Consider the following 23,698-nt stretch of genomic DNA (forward strand, 5'->3'; position numbering starts at 1 on the left):
TATGAGTGCCACCGGAACGACGCTGGACGATCTGTTCGGGTTGTCCGGCCGGGTCGCGATCGTCACCGGCGCTTCGTCCGGCCTCGGAATGGGCTTCGCGAACGCTCTCGCCGGTGCCGGGGCCACCGTGTACGCGGCGGCCCGCAGGCTCGACCGGTTGGCGGCGCTGGCCGTGGATAACCCACGGGTCGTTCCGGTCCGTTGTGATGTGACATCCGAGGAGGACCGCCGGATGTTGGTCGACCGCTGCTATGAGCAGTCCGGACGGCTCGATGTGCTGGTCAACAACGCGGGCAAGCCCGGTCCCCCGCATGCCGAAGACGAAACGGTAGCCGGGTTCGCATCGATTCTCGAGGTCAACCTGGTCGCGGGATTTCACCTCGCCACCTATGCCGCGATGCGACTGCCCGAGGGGGCACGCGCGTCGTATATCAATATTTCTTCGGTGATCGGGCTGGTTTCGACCGCACCGATCGGCGGCGCGAGCTACGCCGCGTCCAAGGCCGGGATACTCGGACTCACCAGGGAACTCGCCGGGCAGTGGGGGCGCAAAGGGATCCGGGTGAACGCGGTAGTGCCGGGCTGGTTCGACACCGAGATGACCGATGGCCTGTTCGACAACGAGAAGTCGGCCGGGTGGGTGCGCCGCAACACCATGCTCGGCCGTGGTGGCAATGCCGGTGAAGTCGACGGCGCGGTCCTGTTTCTCGCCTCCGACGCGTCGTCCTATATGACCGGGCAGACGCTCATTGTCGACGGCGGCTGGACGGCTCGCTGATGCTGGCCGTCCAACTGACCGAGTGGGGTAGCGAACCACAGTTGCGTGAAGTCGCGGTTCCGGAGCCGCGTGGAGAAGAACTCCTGTTACAGGTGACCGCGGCGGGGCTGTGCCGCTCCGATCTGCACGTCATGGATGCCGCCGAATCGAGCTTCGACTATCCGCTGCCGCTCACTCTCGGCCATGAAGTCGCGGGCACGGTGATCGATGCCGGTCCCGGTGCGGACCAATCCTGGCTCGGTGAAGCCGTTGTGGTCCATGGCATCTGGGGCTGTGGCCGCTGCCGCAATTGTGCGCGTGGACGGGAGAACTACTGTCTGACGCTGCGGCCTCGTCCGGACGGCAGACTGGCTGCGATCGGCAATGGCCTCGGCTATCACGGCGGTCTGGCACAGGCCATGGTTGTGCCCTCGGCCCGATTCCTTGTTCGCACAGGTGATCTCGAACCCGCCATCGCCGCTCCACTCGCGGATGCTGGGACGACCGCCTACCACGCCGTGCGCCAGCACGCCGATGTCATCGACGAATCCGCGATCTGTGTCGTGATCGGTGTCGGTGGGCTCGGTCACCTGGCGATTCAGATCCTTCGCCACTTCGGTGCCGGACGTGTCCTCGCCATCGACAACCGGCCGGAAACACTCCATACCGCATTGCGGCTGGGCAGCGATGCGGCGTTTGCCGATCTCGCCGCGGCGCTTCCGGCACTCGACAGCGGCGCCGACCTAATCCTGGATTTCGTCGGCGCCTCCGACACGATGGAGTCGGCCGCGCGAGCACTCGCGCCAGGAGGCCGACTCGCGGTCGTCGGCAGTGCGGGCGGTCGCCTGGCCGTGGGCAAGCGCATCGGCCTCGCCGCAGGGTGGCAGGTGGACGCACCATTCTGGGGTGCCCGATCGGATCTGCAGGCGGTGGTCGATATGGCTATCGGCGCGACACTCCACGTCGAGTCCACGACGTATCCCCTCACCGATGCGGTCGACATCTACCGGCGCCTTCGGGCCGGAACCGTCGCCGGACGCGCGGTACTCGTGCCGCCTCTATTGACGAGCCGAGCACCCAAGTGAGTCGAAGCGAGTAGACAGATATCGAGCGTCGCGAGAGAAGTAGGGCGATGAAGACACTTGCGCACGAAATGATCGAGCGGGCACAGCGCACGCCGGAGCAGACGGCAGTTGTGGACGAATTCGGTCGCCACACTCTCGGAAAGATCGTGGCAGCGGCCCGAGCGCTGGCCGAGCGGATCGAGTCCATCGATCCGGCCCCGCCCACCGTCCTCATCCAGGCCGATAACACCTGGCACACTGTGGCGGCGGCCGTGGCGGTCGGTCTGCGTGGTGGTGTCGTCGCAGTATTCGGCGCGCATGCCACCGAATCCGAGTTCGCACTGGCTGTCGCGGATATCGCCCCGGATCTGGTGGTCGCGGCACCTGACTCGCTGCTGCGCTGGGGTGTGCGGGACGATCGCTTCCCGATTCGGGATACCGCCTTCGATGCGCGCGTGTTGCGCTCGCGAACGGGCCCGTTCGACTCGGTGGACAGATGGCACGGGGGCACAGCCATAGCGATGACTTCCGGCTCGACCGGGCGTCCCAAATGTGTTGTGCAATCCGAAGAAGCCATCCGCTATGCCTGCCAGTGCACCATCGACACCGTTGGACTGGAGCCGGATGCGGCAGTGGGAGCTTTCGTGCCACTGTCTTCGGTAGCCGCCTTCTGTTTCGGCATGTACCTGCCCGCCTATCTCGGCGGCACGATGGTGTCGATCGGCAAATGGGAACCCGCCGCCGCCCTGGCGGCCATGGCGGAAGACCGCGTCGCATGGACGATGCTGGTTCCGACCATGGCCCTGCAGTTGTCGGTGGCCGAGGGCTCCGAAGGCATGTTGTCCGCCCTGCGGGCGATGACCGTCGGCGGTGGTCCGATGAACGAACGCGCACTGCGTGCGGCCGAGGAAAAGCTCGGTACCACGTTCCTGCGGGTTTTCGGTATGTCCGAATGTCTCGGACACACCACGCCACAACTCGACGACCCGCCCGCCATCAGGCTCGGCCGGGACGGGCGACCGTTCCGCGGCACCGTCGTACGGGCGGTCGACACCACTGGGAACGTCGTGGCCGCCGGCGAGGTCGGCGATGCGCAGGTGCAGGGCCCGTCCCTGTTCGTCGGTTATGCCCGAGGCGGCGTCGCGATTCCCCCGACGCTCACCGCGGACGGTTTCCTCCCGACCGGCGATCTGGTCGAGGTCGCCATCGATGGCTCGATCCGGGTGACCGGGCGCCAGAAGCAGATCATTATCCGAGGCGGCCGCAATATCGATATCAACGAACTCGAATCCGCCATCGCGAACGTGCCGGGCATCGTGCAGGTGTGCGTTGTCCCGGTACCCGATGCCATGCTCGGCGAACGAGCGGCAGCACTGGTGGTCACCGACGGCGAATCGCTGACATTGGCCACTGTCACCGATCAGCTTGCGGCGGCGGACTTTCCCAAGTCGAAGTGGCCCGAGTACCTGTTCACCGTGCAAGACCTGCCGCAGAACACCGTCGGCAAGTTGTCCCGGCCCGACGCGGTGCGGTTAGCAACAGAGCTGGCCACCGCAGTTGACCCGAGTTCACCTCAGTTCCGGTAGAGTCATGTCGAATCCACACCATCGAATGCGGGGGTATGAGAGCTGATGACCGTCGACTCGGAGGTCCGCCGCGAAAGCGCGCGCTCGAAGCGAAGCGGAATTCTCACCGCCGCCATCAAGCAATTCGGGAAAGTCGGTTACGAGCACACCAAATGGGCGTCGATCGCCGACGAGGTGGGTATCGGTCAGACCGCGCTGTACCACTATTTCGAGTCGAAGGCCCACTGCCTGCTGACGATCATGCGACTGGAACTGGCCGACTCGGCCGAAAGATTCAACGCCGCGGTCGCTGATCAGGCCGACCCGGAGCAAGCGTTGCGCGCCGCCATCGCCGCGGCGCTGACCGCCTCGCCGACCGATGCCCTGCAGCGCCGGATCCTGCAGAACCATATGGATTTGCTCGCCGCCCCGCGTCAGTCGGCCAAGGAAGAGGCCGAACGCCTGCGGTCGCGTGAGCTCGTGCGACAGATCGAGCAGAATTGGACCGGGCTGATCTCGGACGGAATCGAGGCCGGCGTCTTCACTCCGGGCGATCCACGCATGCTCGGTCGAATGGTCCTCGGCCTGGTGATCAGCGTCTGGCGCTGGTACCGGCCGAAGGGCAACGTCACCCTCGCGCAGATCACCGAGTCGGTCACCGAAGCAGCAGTACGGATCGTGCGTAACTGAGATCCCACCTCCCGCAGGGGGGATCTCTACGCCCGCCGAAACTGAACAGAATTCAGTTAGGAGTCGCATGTACAACCTGATCGTCCTCGCATCGCGTCCCAGCGGTTGGACCCATGAGCAGTTCATCGAATGGTGGCGGGGCGAACACGCGGAGGTGACCTACCCGCTGCCAGGCCTGCTGCGCTGGCAGCACACCGAACTCCTCGAATCCTTCGACGAGAAATCGTCCGGTTGGGACGGTCTGTCGATTCTGAGTTTCGAATCTCGCGAAGCACTCGAAGCCGCATTGGCGAGCCCGGAATGGAAGGCCGCCGTCGAGAACGTGGGCACCATGCGGGGACGTCGCATGATCTGGTACGGCGAGGAGAAGACAATGGTGCCACTCGCCCCGGCGGTCGAATGAGCGCCGAATGGGCCGAACCCGGGTGTTATCCGATAACCGAAGGGATCCACCGCATCCCGCTACAGATGCCGCAGGACGGCCTGCGCGCGGTCAACGTCTACGTACTGGAAACCGACGCCGGCCTCGTACTCATCGACGGCGGCTGGCACCGGCCCGACACTTACCGGGAGCTCTCCGACGCATTGGTCCGCATCGGCCGGTCGCCAGCCGAAATTCACGATGTCTTCGTCACCCATATCCACCGCGACCACTACACTTTCGCCATCGAACTGCGCCGTCGGCACGGCTGTCGAGTTCATCTCGGCATCGATGAAGCCGACGGACTCAACGCCATCCACAAACTGAACAGCAACGTCCCTGACAGTTCGCTACGGGAACTGCGGCGGGCGGGCGCGGACGATATCGCACGACGAGCTCATGCGGCAGGTATCGCCGAGCCGTTCGAACGCGACGATTGGGAACAGCCCGATCACTGGCTGCGCCCCGGCGCACTGCCCATTCCCGGGCTCGATCTCCATGCGGTAGCGACTCCCGGACATACCAAGGGCCACATGATCTTTCAGGATCGCGCGAAAGGGCTGGTCTTCACCGGAGACCACGTGCTGCCCACGATCACCCCATCGATCGGATTCGAATTGGGCCCGTGGGAACTGCCATTGGATAACTTCCTCCGGTCATTGGTGCTGCTACGCGACGATGACGGGCAGAAGATGCTGCCCGCACATGGGCCCACCGGAGGCAGCGTCGGGCAACGCGCTCGTGAACTTCTCGCCCACCACGACCACCGGTTCGAGCAAATCGTCACCGTCGTCGGCGATCTTGGTCCGTGCACCGGCGTGGCAGTGGCCCGAGCATTGACATGGACGCGGCGCGACCGCGCGTTCAGCACCCTCGACGACTTCAATCAGATGGTCGCGACGTGCGAGACGATGGCGCATCTGGATGTCCTGGTCGCCCGAAATATGTTGTCCGCGAAGGATGTGGACGGCGTTATGGCCTTCCGGGTGGCCACATAATGCGCCTGAGCGTCCGCTGGGCGCGGACACGGCGCACGTGACGAGCAGATCCCACACAGAAAGCCCGTACCTCTGATGTGATCGAGGTACGGGCTTTCTGCTGCGCAGGCATCGCATCACTATCGACGCCGACAGCTTCGCCGGTCAGGCGCAGGTCCAGCCGCCGTCCACGTAGAGTTCGGTGCCGGTGATGAAGGTCGAATCGTCGCCCGCCAGGAATGCGACGGCGGCGGCGACCTCTTCGGCGCGACCGAGTCTGCCCATGGGTGTGTTCGCGACCATCGCCCGGTGTCGCTCGGTGCCCTCGTATCGTTCCAGAAGCTGCGGGGTTTCGATGAAGCCCGGGTGGATCGAGTTGACTCGCACTCCCTTTGTCGCCCAATGCAATGCGGCGTTCTTCGTCATGCTGCGCACGGCCCCCTTCGCCGCCGCATAGGCCACGCTGTTGCCAAGGCCGCCGACCGTGCCGAGGATCGAGCAGATATTGACGATCGATCCGCCGCCGGTCCGCTCGATCAGTGCGCCCGCATGCTTCATGCCGAGCCAGGTGCCGGTCTGACTCACCTCGATCACCCGGTTGTATCGGTTCAGATCTTCGTCCACCACCGATGCCAGGCTGCCGATGGCACCGTTGTTGACGACGGCATCCAAACTCGAGAAGCGGTCGGACACCGCGGACATCGCCCGCTGCCACTGCGACTCTTGGGTGATGTCCAATCCGAGAACCTGATGCCGCGCATCGTGTTCCAGGCCGGCGCTGAGCTTCTCGCACGCCTCGACGTCGACGTCGGTCACCACAACCGAGGCCCCCTCCTCGGCCAGGCGGCGCACGATTTCGACGCCGATCCCCCCTGTCGCACCGGTCACCAACACAACCTTGCCATCGAGCCTCGAAACACCGAGAGTCATTGCTGTGCAGTCCTTTCGCAGTCGAAGCTGGGCTCCGACTGTCAGAGCTTGCCGAGTACGTTGCGGCCGCCGACCAGCATGGCGAGTGCGACACCGATCGTGGTTACCGCGGTCATGAGCAATGCCATCGCCGCGACCAGCGGGTAGGAACCGTTCTGCCACATATCGAACAGCAGGGTCCCCATCACCTGAGTGGTCGACGCGCGCACCAGCAGCGAGGCCGCGAATTCGTGGGTGAGCAGGATGAACATCAAGGCGACCGCGCTGAGGATGGTGGGACGCATCAACGGCAGCATGATCCGCGCGTTCGTCACGAATGGTGATGCTCCGCTGGTTGCCGACGCCTCGGTATAGGTGTTGCCGAGGGAAAGCATCGCAGTCATCTGCATTCGCGTCGCGAAGGGCAACATCAGTACGACGTAGACGAGGATGATCACTGTTCGCGTCCCGTACAGGATCAGTGGCGGCTCGGTGTAGGTGAGCAAGAAACCGACGCCGAAGATCACCGCCGGGATGCCGAGCGGCAATGCCGTGATGAAATCACCGATGAGCGCCAGTATTTTGTGGCGTCGGCCGCGTACCAACAGGTTGGCCATCACGTAGCCGATGGGTACACAGATCGCCACCGCGCCCAGCGATGTCAGCACACTGGTGATCACCGATTCGACAATCGCTTCCGTACCGACCAACTCTCGGAAATTATTGAGCGTGAACAGGTTCCACGACAGCGACCCCGACCAGTACCGCGTCGAGGACACGATGATCAACCCGACCAAAGGGATAACGAGGGCGAACAACGCGTAGCCGATGATCGTCACCACGGCCCAGGTGGCGCGGCCGGTGGATGGCGCGAATGCCTTGCCGCCGTGCGTGACGAAGCGAGTCTGGTTGCCCAGCAAAGCCTTCTGGATCAGTACCAATACCAGCCCGAAGATCACCAGTGGCGAACCGGCCGCAGCGGCCGCGGCGAAGTCCGACGGTGATTCGGAGACTCGCCGATACATTTCGGTGGTGAGCACCTTGACGCCACTGTTCTGGCCCAGCAACAGAGGACCGGTGAACTGGCCGAGGCCGAGCAGCAACGCGATTCCGCCGCCGTAGATCAACGACGGGCGCAGCAAAGGCAGCACCACCCGGAAGAACACTCCGAGCGTGGACGACCCGCTCACCTGTGCGGCCTCGAGATGTTCCGAGCTGATGTTCTGCATGCCCGCGCTGACGAAAAGGTAGACGAACGACGTCAGCCCGAAGGCGGTGAGAATGATGATCCACGGAACGGTGTAGACATCGATCGGTCCCGTATCCGATCCGCTCCACCACGGCAACTTCCTCAGCACCATATTCAAATAGCCGGGCCCCGGCGACAGCAGAAAGGCCCAGCCGACGACGTTGGCGACCGCGGGCATGACGATCGGCAGGATCGGAATGATCCGCAGGAAGCCGAGTCGGTCCGGCAGTCGGCTCGCCGCGAATGCCAGCACCGTGCCGAGCACCATCGCGATCACGAGCGAGCCGAGCGCCAGCGCGATGGTGGTCCCGATCGTTTCCGCGATATCGAAGCGCCCGTACTGGTTTCGATACCCTTGCGCGCCGTTTTCGAACGCCAGCGATTGCAGCCGGATCATCGGCAATACGACCAGATAGGCGAGAACTGTCAGCAAGGCCAGATATCCGATTCTGGCTCGCACTCGCGCGGGTATCGCGAGGGACCGGGTGGCCGCAGCGGTCATCGTGGCCATCACGACTGCCCTCCCGCCCCCGCCGCGGCCAGCACCGGCACATCGGCGCCTGCGACGTCGGGCTGCGCGAATACCCGCAAACTCGCCGGCGAGAAACTGACGATCATGGGATCTGCTGGGCGGCTTCGGCGCAACATGGCGCCATGGGTGGCCGCATCGACTCGTACCGCGAGCTGTTCGCCACCCGTTCGGACGGTGACGTCGAAGTGGCGGCCGCCGTATTCGTATGTCACCAACTCGGCATGCAATGCCACATCGCCCTGCGGCACTTCGTCGATCGACGAATGCACCACGACATCGTCGGGACGTAGCCGCGCGACCGCGGACGTACCTTCGTCGGCTCGTCCGCGCACCACCGCACGCGTCAGGTCGATATCGTCGCCGGCCGAGGTGATCCAGCCACCGGGACCGCGGCGCAGTTCCAGCCGGTTTGCCATACCGATGAACGCGGCCACGTACTCCGATACCGGATGCTCGAAAACCTGCTCGGGCGCATCATACTGTTCGATCTTGCCCGCCTTCATAATGGCGACGCGGTCGCCGAGGGCGAATGCCTCGGCCTGGTCGTGAGTGACGAAAACCGCTGTGAATCCGAGGCTTCGATGCAGCTGATGGATTTGCGAGCGAACCTGATCCCGCAATCTGGCATCAAGGTTGCTCAATGGTTCGTCGAAGAGCACCAGATCGGGCCGGGCCACCAGGCCGCGGGCCACCGCGACGCGCTGTTGCTGTCCACCGCTGAGCTGCGCCGGGTACCGGTCGAGCAGCTCCGTGCAATCGACCATGGCGGCGGCACTTTCGACGGCTCCGCCGGAGATCTCCTTCCGCAATTTGCGGACCTGTAGCGGATATCGGATGTTCTTGCGCACGGTCATATGTGGCCACAGTGCGTACGACTGGAACACCATTCCGATATTCCGTTTGTGGACAGGCACATTCAGCTTCGCCTCGGCGTCGAAGACGCGTCGGTCCTTGAAGGTGATCGAACCATCCTGGGGTGTCTCCAATCCGGCGAGACAGCGCAAGGTGGTTGTCTTGCCGCAGCCACTCGGGCCGAGCAGTACGAGGAGTTCGCCTTCCTCGATCGCGAGGTCGAGCTGGTCGACGACGACATTCGATCCATAGGTCTTGGTGAGACCGGAAACTGTGAACTGCGAGCTCATCTCATGCCTTCTAGGTCTGCTTCTTGGGTGTGCGGACGCCGGCGGCGGTGCCGCCATCGACCAGCAAGTCGATCCCGGTGACATAGCTGCTGTCGTCACCGGCAAGGAACAAGATCGCCTTCGCGACCTCCATCGGGCTGCCACGTCGCTTCATGGGGATGCTCTGCACATAGGCTTCGACGTCGTCCGCGGCGAAGTCGGGAACCGCGGTGATCTCGGTGTCGATGCTGCCCGGGCACACCGTGTTGACACGGATGCCACGATCGGCCAGTTCGAGTGCCGCGACCTTATTCAGGGCGCGAACACCGAATTTCGACGCGCCGTAGGCACCGAGTTCGGCGGTCGCGAGCACGCCCCGCAGCGACGAGATGTTGATGACCGAGCCACCTGCGACCATCGCCGCGGCGGCCGCCCGCAGCCCGAGGAACGTGCCGACCAGATTGAGGTCGATCATCCTGCGGAACTGCTGCAGCGTGGTTTGCGTCAGCGGCGCTTTCATTGCCGCTCCGGCGCTGTTCACCAGCACCTGGAGCGGGTGTCCCGCGCGATCCATATCGGAAGTGACTGCCCGCCAATCGGATTCGGCAGTCACATCGAGTCGACGGTAATGCGCGGTCGGACCCAGTTCGTGTGCACGGCGCTCTCCCGCCGCATCGTCGAGGTCGGTGAGGTACACCGTCGCGCCCTTGCTCGTGAACAGTTCGGCGGTCGCGCCGCCGATTCCGCCGGACGCTCCGGTGACCAATACGTTGACTCCGCGCATCAATGCAGTACTCCCGTCCACTGTCAGCTCTGGAAAAGTTGTGACCACTCTTGGGAGTACTTCTCGATCTTCTCCGGGGTCAGATCACTGGTGTCCGGTGCAGCGATGTCTTGCGCTCGGGCTACCGCGCCGGGGATATCGGCCAACGCCGCCGCGTATCCCCCGTTGAGTGCTGTCTGTCCTTCGCGGGTGACCATGAAATCCGCCAGTACCTGTGCGGCATTGGGATGCGGCGCCACACTCGTCACCTGGCTGTACCAGGGGGTGCCCCACGGCGACGATGGCAGAGCCCAATTGACCGGGGCCCCTGCGGCCACTTCGGTCACCAAGGGTTGAACCGAAGGCGTCACGACAATTTCACTGGAGGTCAGTGCCTGGGCGACACCCAGAGCGCTCGGGTAGATCCGTGGCTTCAGGGCGGCGAGTTGCTTCCAGTAGTCCTCGCCATAGGTGCGCGCGTAGTACCGGTACAGATCGACATACGAGGCGATGCCGGACGGATTGACGATTCCGATCTTGCCCCGATAGGCGGGATTCAGTATGTCCTGGGGAGATTTCAGGCCGTTCGGGACCGCACCGGTGTTCCAGCCCAGCGCGAAAACCGCCGCGCTCGTCAGGAAGAACCGGTTGCTGAGCACACTCTTGTCCGGCTGATATTCGGGAGCGGTCAGATCCGGCCCGACCAACTCGGTGGAGTACGATCCCGATTTCGCGGCATTGGTAATCCACGCCGCATCGGTCAGCATGTGCACATCGGCGGTGCCCTTCCCGGTCTTCTTCTCGGTCTCCACCCGCGGGTTGATGTCGGCGTCGGTACCGCGCACGAAGTCCAGCTTGATTCGCGGATACTTTGCCTGGAACGCGGACTTGAGGGCTTCGAGGTTGGCTGGCTTCTGGCTCGAGTAGAGCATCACGGCGCCCTCCGCGTTGGCCGCGGCGACCACGTCCTCCCAGCTGCCCGCGACGGGCTTCGAGGCGGACGAATTCCCGCCGCAGGCGGCCAGGCCGAATGTCGAGGCGACAATCGCGAGCGCTGCGACCGCCTTGGTCAGAGATTTCATGAGGGAATCTATTTCCTTACCTGATCGAGAAGAGCGGCCAGATCGTTCGGGATCGAGACCATCGGCATATGGCCCGATTCGAGAAATCGGGTGCTTCCACCGACGAGGTCGGCGGACCGCGATTGCAGATCCGGCGAGTAGCACGCATCTTTGGTGAGGCGAATGTAGGTTCGCGGAAGGTCGGCCGACAGGCCCGAGAGATCTACCGTTTCCTCGAGCAATGCCGCCGAATCATCGATGACCTGATCGGCAGTCCATTCCGTCTGCTCGGGTGACATGTCGTTGCACAACATGGCGATCGCGGCAGCACGGTCCTGGTGATAAACCCCGCCGACGATCGACTGCCGCACGGCGGCCTGGACAGCCGGATCGATCTGGTCGAGCACGCGTGTCCCGTGCGGCGGTACGACGGCGGACAGGAACACGACGTGCTGGATGCGATCGGCCAACTCCGGTAGCACCCGCGGAACCGACACTCCGGCGAACGAATGCGCGACCATCACGATGTCGGTGAGATCGGCCGCGTCCTCCACGATCGCCGCAGCACAGTCGTCCAGGGTTACTCCGTGGACGTCCCGGTCGGACCGCTTTCCGCGGCCGGGCAGGTCGACGGCGACCGTCGGCCCGGTGAGCAACGGCAGCAAGCGATCCCAGCAGGAGGCGGCCATACCCGCTCCGTGCACGAGTAGAAACGACATCGAACCTCCGAAACTGAACTGATCTCAGTTTGAGAATCTATCCGCAGCCACTTGTGGTGTCAATCACATGGAGACAAACTTATGAAGTGAATCCAGTTCAAGTAGATCTTGTATCCGCTGGCCAGGCATCCCGGCCGCTGCGGATCGGCGCAGTACAGCTGCGGAATCGTCTGGTCGCCACCGCGCACGGATCCGGGGTGGTCGGTGGCGGCCTGGCACAGCCCGGCGACGCGGAGTACTGGCGGCGCTGCGCCGCCGGGGGTGCGGCGATGGTAATCGCGGGCGGCACGGTGGTGAGTCCGGAATCGGCGAATCGAATCGGCAATATCACCGAGGCATGGCGGCCCGAGGCGATCAGCGGTCTGCGGGCGCGTGCGGCCGCGATCAGTAGCGAAGGTGCCGTTCCGGTATGCCAACTCGTGCACCTCGGACGCGAAACACTCGGCGCCGAGATCTGGGAGCACCCGATCGCGCCGTCGAGCATCAGATCGCCGCGAGAACCGGTGCGCGCCAGGACAATGATCGACGCCGACGTCGATCGAATGATCGCGAGTTTTGTCGCCAGTTCCCGCCATGCTGTCGAAGCGGGGTTCCCCGCGATCGAACTGCATGCGGCCCATGGCTATTTGCTGGCCCAGTTCCTTTCGCCCTCTTCCAACGTCCGGGCTGAGTCCGGCACGGTTGCGGGGCGGGTGCAGGTTCTGTACCGGCTGTATGCCGAGATCAAGGCGTCTTGTCCGGAAGTGGTGCTCGGGGTGCGCGTTTCGATCGATGGCGCGGAGGAGGCTGGTCTGGACCTGGACGGACTGTGCGAGCTGATGCCGTTGCTCGACAGGTTCGACTATGTGAATGTGACCGCAGGGGTGCGGACGACATATGTGCGCGATATGGCGACCTCCGAGCCGCCGCTGCTCACGCACGTGCGGAGGCTGCGCGCGGCATCGGCGCGGCCGTTGCTGGTGTCGCAGGCGTTTCGTTCAAGGGCGGACATCGAATCCGCGTTGGCGGCCGGAGCCGATATGATCGGGCTGGCCCGGCCACTCATCGCTGACCCGCAACTGCCGCTGAAGTTACTGCGGGGCAATGACTCTCAGATCCGGCCGTGCGTATCCTGCAATGAGGACTGCCGCTCATTCACTCCGGTACTGCTGTGCTCGGTGAATCCGACCCTGGCCCCGCCTGGCCACGATGCCCGCCCGGCATCGCCGCTCCGGTTCGGACCGTCACCGGCAGCGTCGGGGCGAGTCGCGGTGGTGGGTGCCGGACCGGCAGGCCTGGAGGCCACGCTCCAACTCACCGCGACGCACGACGTGACGCTGTTCGAAGCGCGCGACCGGATCGGTGGGCAGCTGGCCGTGGCGGCGCAGGCGCCGAACCGGGCGGGCTGGTCGAAGCTACTGCGCTTCTACACAGACAATCTCGGCAATGCCGATGTCCGACTCGGACACCGCGTAACACCCCATGAACTGGGCGATTTCGCTCAGGTCATCATCGCGACCGGCGCCACTGAGCTACCAACGCCCGATGCACTGTCCTCGACAGGTCTCATCGCCGATCGGCATGCGATAACACCGGGAGATCGGGTGGTCATCGCCGACGACGGCTTCGGCTCATGGCTTGCCGTCGGCGCGCTGGAAGCCGCGCTGGCAGCAGGAGCCGCACAGGTGACGGTAGTGGTCCCAGGACCCGCATTCGCGGCCACCATCCCTCCGGAAAGCCGGGTCCAACTGATGAAACGCCTTGCCGGGAGCCCGGTGGAGTTCGTCGTCGGCGCGACGGTGACAGAGATACGAACGAACAGCGCAGGTACCGTAGTGTTCTGCCGACATCTCCTGTCTGGCAGGACATTCGAAGTTGGGTGCGAACATGCTGTTGCCGTCGGAGAAAGGATCGCCTCAGACTGGCAGGCCATCGAGCAGGCCCTTCCGCGAGCACGAGTGCAAGTGATCGGGGATGCGGTCGTGCCACGCCGGGTCTCGCACGCGGTGGCGGAGGGATACGCTGCGGCGCAGGCGATCACGGACACGGCTGTCCGATCGGTTTAGCCCGTATACCTACTCACGCCCCGCTCGGCACGGGATCCGAGCGGGGCGTGAGCTTTCCGTTGCTTACTGTCGCACTCGGCGAACTACTTCGGGGTCGGCATCGGCTGGTTGATGGTGGTGAAGTACTGGATCGCCGCACCGATCGCGACCGGCGCGGTCACCAGGATCTGACCGGCCAGGGTGCCCAACGCGCCGACAGCGACAATACCGCCCAGGCAGCCGATGGCGGCCGCCGGAATGAAGGGACCGAACAAACCGACGATGGTCGCCGCGGCGACCGTCGCACCGGCGATGCCACCGAGTACGCAGCCTGCCGCACCGCCGGCCAGGCCACCGACCAGCGTGCCGATCGTGGCACCCGCGCTGATGGTACTGGTCAGGCGGTTCCAGGCGGCCTGCTCACGGTCATACGGGGTCTTCCACGGCGCCTGATCCTCATACGGCAACGCGACCGGCTTGTAGGTCGCGTGTGCCATATCGAACTGCGGGGCCAGGGTCGCGGTGCGGTCGTTGATCTCCGCGGCGATTGGGAATTCGAAATCATCGACACGGAACCGTAATTCGGTACCGGCCAGGGTGGCCCCATCGGCCGCCTTGATCTTGAATACACCATCCTCGACAACCATCGATCCCGCGCTTGTCGTGATGATCGTGGACCGGTCGATCGCCGAAGCGGTGAAATCGACGTCACCGTGGCCGGAGGTGGGCGCGGCATGGACGGTTCCGGCGCTGATGCCCAGTCCGGTGGTCACCAGCGCAGCCGTTACCGCGAACTTCTTGAATTCCATTGCTTGAATCCTCATCGGTTCTTCATGTGTCGAAACAAGTTGGCACTACTGCTGATTCTGGAATCAGGCGGTAATGCCCGGACCGCGTCCGACTGGTACGCCGGACACGACTTCTTGGGGGAGGTCGAGGCTGGGATCGATGGAGATCGTCTTCTGCAGCAGGTATTCCTGCACCGCATCGACGCCGTGCTCGCGCCCGAGTCCGGACTCTTTGTAGCCACCGAAAGGAGAGCCGAGATCCGCGGCGAATGTGTTCACCGAGAAGGTCCCCGTTCGAATTCTCCGTGCGACCTCGAAACCATGTGCGCAGTCGGCCGTGAAGACCGATCCGGCAAGACCGAAGCGACTCTGATTGGCGATCCGGACGGCATCTTCTTCACCGTCGTGCGCGATCAAAACTGCCACCGGCCCGAATATCTCGTTCTGCGCGATGTCCATATCGTTCGTGACGCCGGTGACCAACGTCGGTTCGATGTACCAGCCCTCCGAGAGATGCACCGGTCGTCGGCCGCCGGTGCGTATCGTCGCTCCTTGCTCGACGGCCCGGGCCAGATGCGCTTCGATGCGCTCGAGATGCGACTTGGTGATCACCGGTCCCACCACTGTGTCGGCGTCGCGCGGATCGCCTACCTTCAGCGCCTCGAACGCACGCGTGAACGCATCGGCGTAGAACTCGTACTGTTGGGTGGGTACCAGGAATCGGGTCTGCGCGACGCAGCTCTGGCCGGAATTGGTGGCGACACTCGCGCCGACGAGAGTAGGGACGACGATCTCGGGATCGGCATCCGACAGGACGATCGCCGCCGATTTTCCGCCGAGTTCCAGGACCACCGGTCGAATCAGTTCGCCGCACGCCGCACCGATCTTCTTGCCGACCTCGGTGGATCCGGTGAAGCTCACCATATCGACACCGGGATGTCCGACGAGATACTCGGACTCACCTGCTCGCGCCGCCACGATATTGATTACTCCGGCAGGGAAACCGATCTCCTGCAACAGATTCCCGAGCGTGAAGATCGCCAGCGGGTTCGGCTCCGTCGCCTTCACAACGACCGTGCACCCGGCGATCAGCGCGGGACCGATCTTTTGCGCCACGGCGGGAAGAGCGAAGTTATAGGCGGGAAATACCGCGACAACGCCCACCGGCTCCTTGACGACCAGGCTCTTGCCCGCCATCGGGATGACGCCGACCGCATCCCCCGATCCCGCGAACGGGGTCAGATCGCTGGCACGGAGTTCGCTGGTCTGCAGCGACTTCGCTACTTCGGCGACGTAATTCAGGCTCATTACCGGCGCGACGGCCTGGTACACCTGGGAGAGCAGATGGCTGCAGCCCAGTTCGTCGGTGATGAGCTCGGCGAGTTCGTCCCCGTGTGCGGCGATCGCCGCGGCAAGTCGAACGAGGTGCTCACCGCGCTGCGCCGGACTGAGTTTCGGCCAGTCGGACCCGTCGAAAGCCTCTCGGGCGGCGGCGACGGCCGCGTCGATATCCGCTTCGGTAGCCGCGGGCACCGAACCGATCGGCTTTCCGCTGGCCGGCGAAATCACCTCGAATCGGTCATCGGAGGACGTCTTTCGCCAAGATCCCCCAACAAAGAATCCCGTGAATTCGCGATCGATCACGCGAAGCTCCTCTCGAAGACAAGGTTCCTATCGTCGGCGCGCTGTCGCCGACCGAACTGAGTTGAACTCGGTTCGGGTTTCACCGTACATGCACCGTGATCCACTTCACAAGCAAATCTAGACTTGAACTGACTTCAGTTTTAGAGTTACGGTGACCGGCACGCTGGGCAGCACCACGACGCGTGAGGAGCATCTAATGCCGCAGGTCCACACCGACGTACTTGTCATCGGCGGCGGGATGGCCGGGCTCACCGCGGCGGCTCGATCGCTGCATCGAGGCAATTCCGTGATCGTCGTCGAGAAGGCCGCCGCCGTAGGCGGATCCGCGCAATTCGCGGGATATGCATGGACGGCCGGCTCTCACGCGATCATGGACGAGGTCAACCCGCGCGGCGATATCGAGTTGCGCCGCGCACTTGTCGACGGATTCGGGCCTGGTATCGCTTGGATCCGGTCGCTCGGCGTCGAATGCGCGGATGCGGTCACCGTCCTGCGCTACGGTTCCGGCCATCAATTCGACACCAACCGGTACATCGACGAATGCCGGCGCCGAATCCGCGCCGAGGGCGAGCTGCTCACCGAGACCGACACTCGAGCCCTGCTCACCGAGGACGGTTCCGTCGTCGGCGCTCGGGTACGACTTCCGGACGGCACCGACCGCGAGATTCGCGCTGGCGCAACGATACTCGCGACCGGGGGGTTTCAGGCGAATCCGGAGCTGGTCGACGAGTACATCCATCCCGATGCGAGCGCGATGCAGTTGCGGTCCAACCCGACCAGCGTCGGCGACGGACTTCGGCTTGCCGAGTGCGTCGGGGCCGCGACGGGCACGGAACGCTCCGGTTTCTACGGCCACCTCATTCCCGCCGGGGTAGCGTTCCGCGATCCGTCCGACTTCGTCGCGCTGTCGTTGTACTACAGCGAGCACGCCCTGCTGTTCAACCTCGACAACCGCCGGTTTACCGATGAAACCATCGGCGATCACCTGACCACCATGGAACTGCTGGACCAACCCGAGTCCCGAGGGTTGCTCGTCGCCGACGAGCGGGTCTACCGAGACTGGATCACCGGAAGTTACGTCAAGGGCGCGCAGGCGCTCGACAAGTTCGATCTGGCACAACGCCGCGGCGGCCGTTGTGGCATCGCCGAAAGCCTCGACGAGTTCCGGTATCTGCCCGCCGAATGGGGCTACGACGGCGTCGATATCGCCAGGCAGATCCGGGCTGTCAACGCGGCGGGCGCAGCCGCGCAGCCCTCGCGCACCTACGACGCGCGAGCGCTCGACCACGGCCCGTATTACGTCATCGAGGTGTGCCCGGCCCTGACATTTCCATTTCACGGCATTCGCATCGACCGGTACGGCCGGGTCCTTGCCACCAGCGGGGCAACCATCGATGGACTCTTCGCGGCGGGCGCCGATATCGGCGGTCTCTACGACCGCGCGTACACCGGCGGAATCGCCGCCGCTCTTGTATTCGGACTTGCCGCGGCCGACCGGGCGGCAGCCGACCGGGCCGTCCCGGCTGGCTGACCGCCGTGGTTCACCTCCGACGTAGTGCCCGTAAGCCTGCGGCCATGAACTCCGGTGTCGCCTCGGCTGCCGCGGCCGCGCCGTTTCCGGCGTCGGCACCTTGCCGAGCCCGGTGGGCGATTCCCTCACCGATGACCGCGAGCTTGAAGTTGGCGAGGGCGAGATAGAAGTTCCACTCGCCCAAGTCTCTGCCGGATGCATCGGCATAGCGCTGGGCTAGTGCATCCGCAGGAGGAAACCGCGCGCTCGTCCACGCGGCTTCGGCTCCGAGGACCTGATCGAATGCCGGGGACCGGTAGACACACATGAGCGCGACATCGGTGAGCGGGTCGCCGATCGTCGAGAGCTCCCAGTCCACCACGGCGCGGACGATATCCGGTCCAGCCAGATCGAGAATGGTGTTGTCGATCCTGAAGTCGCCGTGCACAATTGCGGCACTCGATGCCTTCGGGACACGCTCTTCGAGAGCATGAAACAGCGTCATCGCGTCACCGAGTTCGCGCGTCTTCACCCGTTCCCATTGACTTGCCCACAACGTCACTTGACGGGTGAGGAATCCGTCGGGCCGACCGAACGATTCGAGTCCGACGGCGCGATAGTCGACAGCGTGGAGTTCGACCAGTGCCGCCACCAACGCCGAGGTGCTCATCTCCACCTGTGCGTCGGTCAGGCCGGCGAGATCGTATCGATCCCGCACCACTTGGCCCGCAACGAATTCCACGACGGTCATGGGTACGCCGAGTGCGGTGCCCGCCGCATCGAACGCCACGGTTGCGGCGATCGGCACCCGGGTGCCTTGCAAGGCGTGCGCAACGGTGTACTCGCGGGCCATATCGTGTGCGGATGGTGTCAGCCCGCTGACCGGCGGGCGACGGACCACCCACGTCGACTCGTCGTCGCGAACCTTGTAAGTCAGGTTCGAGCGGCCGCCGCTGATCGGTTCGATCACCAGCTCGCCACGTATCTCGACCCCGCTGTCCACCAGGAAACGGTGCAGCGCTTCGGCATCCATACCCGGCAGCGTCATGCGGAATCCTCACGAATCGCGCGTTCGACCGCACCGACGCTCCGTTTGGCGATAGCCCAGCGATGGACCTCGGAGGGACCGTCGTACACCCGAAACGGTCGCACCTCACGTGCCAGCCGCGCCAGCGGCAGATCCTCGGCAACGCCGAGGCCGCCGCACATCTGCGCCGAGCGGTCGACGATTCGGAATATCGCCTCTGCGGCAAAGGTTTTCGCGATCGAAGTGGCATTGGACGCGGCACCGCCGCGGTCGAGTTCCCAGCACGCCCGGACGAGCAGCGACCGGGTTGCCGCGATATCTATCTCGTTGTCGGCGACCATTTTCTGAATCATGCCGAGATCACCGAGTTTCGCACCGAATGCCTCGCGCCGCGCCACATGGTGTACGGCGATATCGTGGCCGCGGCGCGCGGCTCCGAGCCATCGCATGACGTGCGTCATCCGGGCCGGTCCGAGCCGAACTTGCGCATACTCGAAGCCTCTATCGACTGCACCGAGCACCGCGGAATCGGGCACCATCAGATCTTCGAAGGTGACCTCGCAGTGACCACCGAGCATCGAGCGGTCCGCTGTCGGGATGTGCCGCCCGACGTGCAGTCCTGCTGCATCGGCCGGCGTCAGGAACATCGTTGCCCCGCCACGCTCCCCCGGCTGACCCGACGTACGCGCCATGATGATGAAGAACCCGGCGCCGTCGGCCCCGGTGATGAACCATTTGCGCCCGTTGATGCGCCACCCGGCCGCTGTCCGCTCGGCCCGGGTCGTCAGCGCCGATGGATCCGAGCCCGCGCCCGGAGCGGGCTCGGTCATCGCGAACGCCGACCTGATCTCCCCACTCGCCAAGGGCGCAAGGTATTGCGACTTCTGCTCGGGGCTCGCGACATGCGCGAGTAGGTGGACATTTCCTTCGTCGGGTGCCGCGATGTTCAATGCCATGGGACCGAAGAGTGAATACCCGGCCTCCTCGAAGACCGGCGCCCGATCCGACATCGACAATCCCATCCCGCCGTAGTCGACCGGCGCATGCGGGGCGAACACGCCTGCGAGCTTGGCGGCCGCCTGTAGATCCTTGCGCACGATATCGCCACCGGCGGTGGTGATGTCGCCACCATGCCGGTCCTCGATCGGAAGGACGACCTCGCGGGTGAATGCCCTGGTCCGTTCGACCAATGCCGCGATCTCAGCCGAGTACGCCAAGTCGATCGCCATATACCTACCTATCGCCTGATCAGTACGACACGAATTGCCTTGATCTACTTGGATATTTCTTTGATGAAGTCCGCGCACCGTTCGGCGATCATCATCGTGGTGGTGTTGGTCGGCACACCGACGATGGTCGGCATCACCGATGCGTCGGCGATGTACAGCGCATCGAGACCGTGCACCTTGCAGTCCTGTCCGACCACCGCCCACGGACTGCCCGCTTCGCCCATAGCCGCGGTGCCCACCGCATGCGCATAGGTGTTCTTGGCTTCCAGGACCGCTTGGGTGAGTTGACCGGTCGTCACCGCCGACGGCCCGGGCCACAACTCTTCGCCGACGTATTTCGCGAGCGGTCCGGACTTCATCACCTGCCGCGTGAGTTCGATGCCGCGCACCAGGCGGCGCAGATCGTCGGGGTGATGCAGGAGATTCAGCAGGATGCGCGGGTCGGTGCCGGGATCAGCGGATCTGATCTCGGTGGAACCGATCGAGTAGGGCCGAACAAGACCGACCGCGACCAGAATCGAACCGGGCTCGAGGGTGAACGGGATCATGTGCAGGTCGATCTCCGCAGAACCGCCCGGTCCGGCCGCGCTGGTCGTCAGCACGACCTGCAGCGGTGGCAGGAGTTCGCCGATAGCCTCCGCATCGCCGGTATAGGTCATGTACACCAGGGGATGATCGCGGAGATTGCGCCCAACGCCTTCCAGTGGCACTTCAACCGGGATGTTCAACTGCTCGAGCACTTCCGCGGGTCCGATTCCGGATCGCATCAGGATCGACGGCGTACCGATTGATCCCGCGCACAGCACCACCAGGTCCGCGTCGATGCGTTCGCCGTCGGCGAGCACTACCGCACGTGGTCGGCCGTCCACGATCTCGAGCCGGTCGACATCGGCGCCGCCACGCACCGTGAGGTTCTGGCGACCACGGGCGGCCGCGAGATAGGTCACCGCGGTGCTCTGTCTGATTCCGTCCTGCTGGTTCATCGGGACCGGGCCGACGCCGAGCTGGCTTTCACCATTGAGATCGTGGACAACCTGGTAGCCCAGGCTGGCGGCCGATTCGACGAAGGCCGCCATGAACGGCCGCAGACCGTCGCCTTCACTCCATCGTGTTATCGGGACGGGTCCGTCGGTGCCGTGCAGTGGACCGCCGACCGGATCGCGCTCGAGTCGCTTCAGATATGGCAGGACCTCGTCCCAGGACCATTTGTCCAAGCCGAGGCCTACCCACTGTTCGAAATCGCGCGGGGTCGGGCGCAGCGCGTTCGTGGCGTTGACCGAGGACGAGCCACCCATCACTTTGCCGCGCAGCACCGGAAGTACGCCCTGCTCGACAATGGCGAATGTCGGCGCATTGGCGGAACCAGGGATGTGGTCCTCCGAGACATAGCCCCAGTCGTGTGAGGTGAACCCGAAGGTGAAGGCATCTTTCACATGCTCATGCAGGTCGTCGAGCGTCGGATAGTCCGGCCCAGCCTCGACCAGCACAACGTCACTGTCTTCGTCCTCGGACAGTCGGGCGGCCATGACACAACCGCCGGAGCCTCCGCCGACCACCACTATGCGTCTTGCCATTTTTACGTCTCCTCGATGAGCGGGTGGGCATTCGGGTAGCGACAAGTCACTACGCGCCCAAGGTGATGGCCCCTTCGGGGCAGGTCCCGGCCGCGTCGGCCGCGGCCCCGGCCTGATCGTTGGGCACCTCGATCGGCTGATCCCGCATTGCGACAAAACCTTCGTCATCGCAGGTGAGCAAGTCCGGCGCCATCGAATAGCAGCGGCCGTGCCCGGTGCAGCTCGCGCCGTCGATCGTCAGTCTCACGACTGCACCGCCCAGGCCAGCGGCAGCCGGGTCAGCGTCATCATCGCGCCGCCACCGCGCTCGGTCAGCTCTTCCTCGCCCGCGATATGGAAGTCCGGGATCACCCGCAGCCACTCCTCGACCGCGATCCGCAGCTCGCGCCGCGCGAGATGGGAGCCGAGGCACCGGTGCGGGCCGTTCGCGAAGCCCATGTGCTGATTGCGCTGGCGATCGATGACGAACTCGTCGGCCTGGTCGTACGCACGCGGATCTCGGTTCGCTCCGGAGACGAGCGCGTAGACCATATCGCCCTGCTTCAGCTGGACACCGTGAAACTCGATGTCGCGAGTCACCTTTCGGCCGTCGCCGAAAACGATCGTGTACAAACGCAGCACCTCTTCCACCGCGGATGGGATCAGCTCCGGCTGTTCGATGAGCTGCCTGCGATGCTCGGGGTGCGTAGCGAGGTGGCGGAACAGGTAGCCGAGGGTGCCGCGGGTCGTGTCGAGCCCGGCCAGCACCAGCACCGTGAGCATGTCGAGCATCTCGGCGTCGGTGAGCGGACGATCGTCGAAGGTCGAATGCAGCAGGTGCGTGGCGAGGTCGCCTTGACGAGGCACCGGATCGGCCCGTCGCTGCGCGAGGGCCGCGACCCAGTACTCGCGGATACCCTCGAGCGCCTTGCCCATCGGCTCCAAACCGGCGGGGTCGCCGCCGAACCCGCCGAAGAAGTCCTCGACCCACGGCACGAACAGGTCCGCGTCGGAAGGATCGATGCCGATCACGCTCAGGAACGCCTCGGTGGGAAAGCGCAGGGCGAACTCGCCGACAAAGTTGGACCTACCCGTGGGGGCCACCTCCTCGACGAGTTTGCGGCACCGATCGCGCATCGTCTGTTCGGCCTCGTCGATCGCGTGCGGCGAGAACCACGCGTTGACGATCTTGCGGTACTTGATGTGGTCGGGCGCGTCGATCTGCGTCGGGACGAAGCGGTAGATCGGATCCGGCTCCCAAGGTGTGATCGACTCGCTCGAGAACACCTCCGGCAATTTGTAGATGTCGCGTACCGCGTCATGACGGGTGAAAACCCAGTAGCCCTGGGCGAAGGTATTGAAGAAGACCGGGCTCGTCTCGCGCAGTTCGTCCGCCAGCTCCCAATGTCGGCCGGCCGCCTGCGGGGATGCGAAGTCGCGATGCATGACGGGGCATCCGCCCAGGTCTCGATCGGGTGCCTCGGAATGGTTTGTGGTCTGCGTCATGGCGACGTCTCCTCGGTCGGTTTCGACGCCAGCATACTGAACTGATTTCAATTTGACTAGCACAATGAAATGCCTGGATAGAGGCTTGTCGATGCGATCTTGTTGTCACCCCAGCCTCTTCGAAGCGTCGCTCAAGAATGTCTATAGGCTATTAATCGACAGCTCTCGGTAGTCCATCGGGCCCCCGAAGGACTCGCTACTGCTCTACGGATAGCGCTCGGACTCAATGGTTCTCGTGCGAGGCGGGCGGTCGCCTTCTGTCGCCCTCGGAACGAGTTCGCGGAAGTTCGGGTCGGGGCTGATGCAGGACAGTGTTCGCATCTCCCCGTCAGCGCGGATGAACCCAGACCGGCGATGGGCCATCGACGGCGTAGTCATAGTTGATCTCCACGTACGGAATTCACCGACCGGAACCACGTCGACGCGATTGTTGTTGTACTACTTCTGGGCGAGGTCCGCCTGCGGAGACCGGGGTCAGGCAAGCTGACGCCAGACCCCCGGGTGGGCGACGCCCACGGTGGTCCGCCGACTGTTCGCCCTGTTCCTGATTCCCGCCACCCGGTCTGGATGCACCCCTGGCACGGCGGGG

21 protein-coding genes are annotated in these 23,698 nt (G+C 64.4%); 8 read left to right on the forward strand and 13 right to left on the reverse strand.

Annotated elements, in window-relative coordinates; translation table 11 throughout:
- Position 1 precedes the first annotated feature (1 nt).
- The 6 genes from ACQP2U_RS20940 (at position 2) to ACQP2U_RS20965 (ending at position 5,495) form a co-directional block, all read left to right on the forward strand.
- Positions 2-778 carry an SDR family NAD(P)-dependent oxidoreductase gene (locus ACQP2U_RS20940; protein ID WP_433716210.1) on the forward strand — a complete coding sequence of 259 codons (777 nt, stop codon included), beginning with the start codon at positions 2-4 and terminating at the stop codon, positions 776-778.
- Positions 778-1,842 (forward strand): NAD(P)-dependent alcohol dehydrogenase, encoded by a 1,065-nt coding sequence (locus ACQP2U_RS20945; RefSeq protein ID WP_433716211.1) that lies wholly within the window; start codon positions 778-780, stop codon positions 1,840-1,842. Before ACQP2U_RS20940 ends, ACQP2U_RS20945 begins: the two co-directional genes overlap by 1 nt.
- Positions 1,843-1,889: 47 nt before the next feature.
- Positions 1,890-3,407 (forward strand): class I adenylate-forming enzyme family protein, encoded by a 1,518-nt coding sequence (locus tag ACQP2U_RS20950; RefSeq protein ID WP_433716212.1) that lies wholly within the window; start codon positions 1,890-1,892, stop codon positions 3,405-3,407.
- A 45-nt stretch (positions 3,408-3,452) separates the two neighbouring features.
- Positions 3,453-4,076 (forward strand): TetR/AcrR family transcriptional regulator, encoded by a 624-nt coding sequence (locus ACQP2U_RS20955; RefSeq protein WP_397029867.1) that lies wholly within the window; start codon positions 3,453-3,455, stop codon positions 4,074-4,076.
- A 67-nt stretch (positions 4,077-4,143) separates the two neighbouring features.
- On the forward strand, positions 4,144-4,479 hold the full coding sequence (locus ACQP2U_RS20960) for an EthD domain-containing protein (protein ID WP_433716213.1): 336 nt from the start codon (positions 4,144-4,146) through the stop codon (positions 4,477-4,479).
- Complete coding sequence (locus tag ACQP2U_RS20965; protein WP_433716214.1) at positions 4,476-5,495, forward strand: MBL fold metallo-hydrolase; 1,020 nt, start codon at positions 4,476-4,478, stop codon at positions 5,493-5,495. The genes ACQP2U_RS20960 and ACQP2U_RS20965 overlap by 4 nt, the downstream gene beginning before the upstream one ends.
- Positions 5,496-5,639: 144 nt before the next feature.
- Here the strand turns inward: ACQP2U_RS20965 and ACQP2U_RS20970 are convergent, their stop codons facing one another.
- From ACQP2U_RS20970 to ACQP2U_RS20995, 6 genes are read right to left on the reverse strand one after another with little or no spacing between them, the layout of a single operon-like run.
- Positions 5,640-6,404, reverse strand: coding sequence for an SDR family NAD(P)-dependent oxidoreductase (locus ACQP2U_RS20970; protein WP_433716215.1), 765 nt, complete (start codon positions 6,402-6,404; stop codon positions 5,640-5,642).
- A 41-nt stretch (positions 6,405-6,445) separates the two neighbouring features.
- Positions 6,446-8,143, reverse strand: coding sequence for an ABC transporter permease (locus ACQP2U_RS20975; RefSeq protein WP_433716216.1), 1,698 nt, complete (start codon positions 8,141-8,143; stop codon positions 6,446-6,448).
- Positions 8,143-9,306: an ABC transporter ATP-binding protein gene (locus ACQP2U_RS20980; protein WP_433716217.1), complete on the reverse strand. Its 1,164-nt coding sequence runs from the start codon at positions 9,304-9,306 to the stop codon at positions 8,143-8,145. Before ACQP2U_RS20980 ends, ACQP2U_RS20975 begins: the two co-directional genes overlap by 1 nt.
- Before the next feature lie 10 nt (positions 9,307-9,316).
- Positions 9,317-10,069, reverse strand: a complete 753-nt coding sequence (locus ACQP2U_RS20985; protein ID WP_433716218.1) for an SDR family NAD(P)-dependent oxidoreductase — start codon at positions 10,067-10,069, stop codon at positions 9,317-9,319.
- Between the two features lie 23 nt (positions 10,070-10,092).
- Positions 10,093-11,130, reverse strand: a complete 1,038-nt coding sequence (locus tag ACQP2U_RS20990) for a substrate-binding domain-containing protein (protein ID WP_433716219.1) — start codon at positions 11,128-11,130, stop codon at positions 10,093-10,095.
- A gap of 8 nt (positions 11,131-11,138) precedes the next feature.
- Positions 11,139-11,828, reverse strand: coding sequence for an alpha/beta fold hydrolase (locus ACQP2U_RS20995; RefSeq protein ID WP_433716220.1), 690 nt, complete (start codon positions 11,826-11,828; stop codon positions 11,139-11,141).
- Positions 11,829-11,914: 86 nt separating this feature from the next.
- Between ACQP2U_RS20995 and ACQP2U_RS21000 the strand changes: the two genes are divergently transcribed.
- Complete coding sequence (locus ACQP2U_RS21000) at positions 11,915-13,873, forward strand: FAD-dependent oxidoreductase (protein ID WP_433716221.1); 1,959 nt, start codon at positions 11,915-11,917, stop codon at positions 13,871-13,873.
- 83 nt (positions 13,874-13,956) lie between these two features.
- Here the strand turns inward: ACQP2U_RS21000 and ACQP2U_RS21005 are convergent, their stop codons facing one another.
- Together ACQP2U_RS21005 and ACQP2U_RS21010 are read right to left on the reverse strand one after the other, a co-directional pair.
- Positions 13,957-14,661 carry a hypothetical protein gene (locus tag ACQP2U_RS21005; RefSeq protein WP_433716222.1) on the reverse strand — a complete coding sequence of 235 codons (705 nt, stop codon included), beginning with the start codon at positions 14,659-14,661 and terminating at the stop codon, positions 13,957-13,959.
- A 63-nt stretch (positions 14,662-14,724) separates the two neighbouring features.
- A complete protein-coding gene (locus ACQP2U_RS21010; protein ID WP_433716223.1) occupies positions 14,725-16,284 on the reverse strand; it encodes an aldehyde dehydrogenase family protein in 1,560 nt (519 codons plus the stop codon).
- Between the two features lie 196 nt (positions 16,285-16,480).
- On the opposite strand from ACQP2U_RS21010, the gene ACQP2U_RS21015 reads away from it, so the two are divergent.
- The gene (locus ACQP2U_RS21015) at positions 16,481-17,815 is read left to right on the forward strand and encodes an FAD-dependent oxidoreductase (protein WP_433716224.1); all 1,335 of its coding nucleotides are present in this window, start codon (positions 16,481-16,483) and stop codon (positions 17,813-17,815) included.
- Between the two features lie 10 nt (positions 17,816-17,825).
- Here ACQP2U_RS21015 and ACQP2U_RS21020 read toward each other — a convergent pair whose 3' ends face one another.
- Genes ACQP2U_RS21020 through ACQP2U_RS21040 form a run of 5 tightly spaced genes read right to left on the reverse strand, consistent with a single transcriptional unit; the run spans position 17,826 to position 23,109 of the window.
- Positions 17,826-18,842: a phosphotransferase family protein gene (locus ACQP2U_RS21020; RefSeq protein ID WP_433716225.1), complete on the reverse strand. Its 1,017-nt coding sequence runs from the start codon at positions 18,840-18,842 to the stop codon at positions 17,826-17,828.
- Positions 18,839-20,050, reverse strand: coding sequence for an acyl-CoA dehydrogenase family protein (locus tag ACQP2U_RS21025; RefSeq protein WP_433716226.1), 1,212 nt, complete (start codon positions 20,048-20,050; stop codon positions 18,839-18,841). The genes ACQP2U_RS21020 and ACQP2U_RS21025 overlap by 4 nt, the downstream gene beginning before the upstream one ends.
- Positions 20,051-20,094: 44 nt before the next feature.
- Positions 20,095-21,624, reverse strand: a complete 1,530-nt coding sequence (locus tag ACQP2U_RS21030; RefSeq protein WP_433716227.1) for a GMC family oxidoreductase — start codon at positions 21,622-21,624, stop codon at positions 20,095-20,097.
- Positions 21,625-21,673: 49 nt separating this feature from the next.
- Complete coding sequence (locus ACQP2U_RS21035; protein WP_433716228.1) at positions 21,674-21,871, reverse strand: ferredoxin; 198 nt, start codon at positions 21,869-21,871, stop codon at positions 21,674-21,676.
- The gene (locus ACQP2U_RS21040) at positions 21,868-23,109 is read right to left on the reverse strand and encodes a cytochrome P450 (RefSeq protein WP_433716229.1); all 1,242 of its coding nucleotides are present in this window, start codon (positions 23,107-23,109) and stop codon (positions 21,868-21,870) included. Before ACQP2U_RS21040 ends, ACQP2U_RS21035 begins: the two co-directional genes overlap by 4 nt.
- Positions 23,110-23,698: the final 589 nt, after the last annotated feature.

Source organism: Nocardia sp. CA-084685, from assembly GCF_050955785.1.
Classification (GTDB): domain Bacteria; phylum Actinomycetota; class Actinomycetes; order Mycobacteriales; family Mycobacteriaceae; genus Nocardia.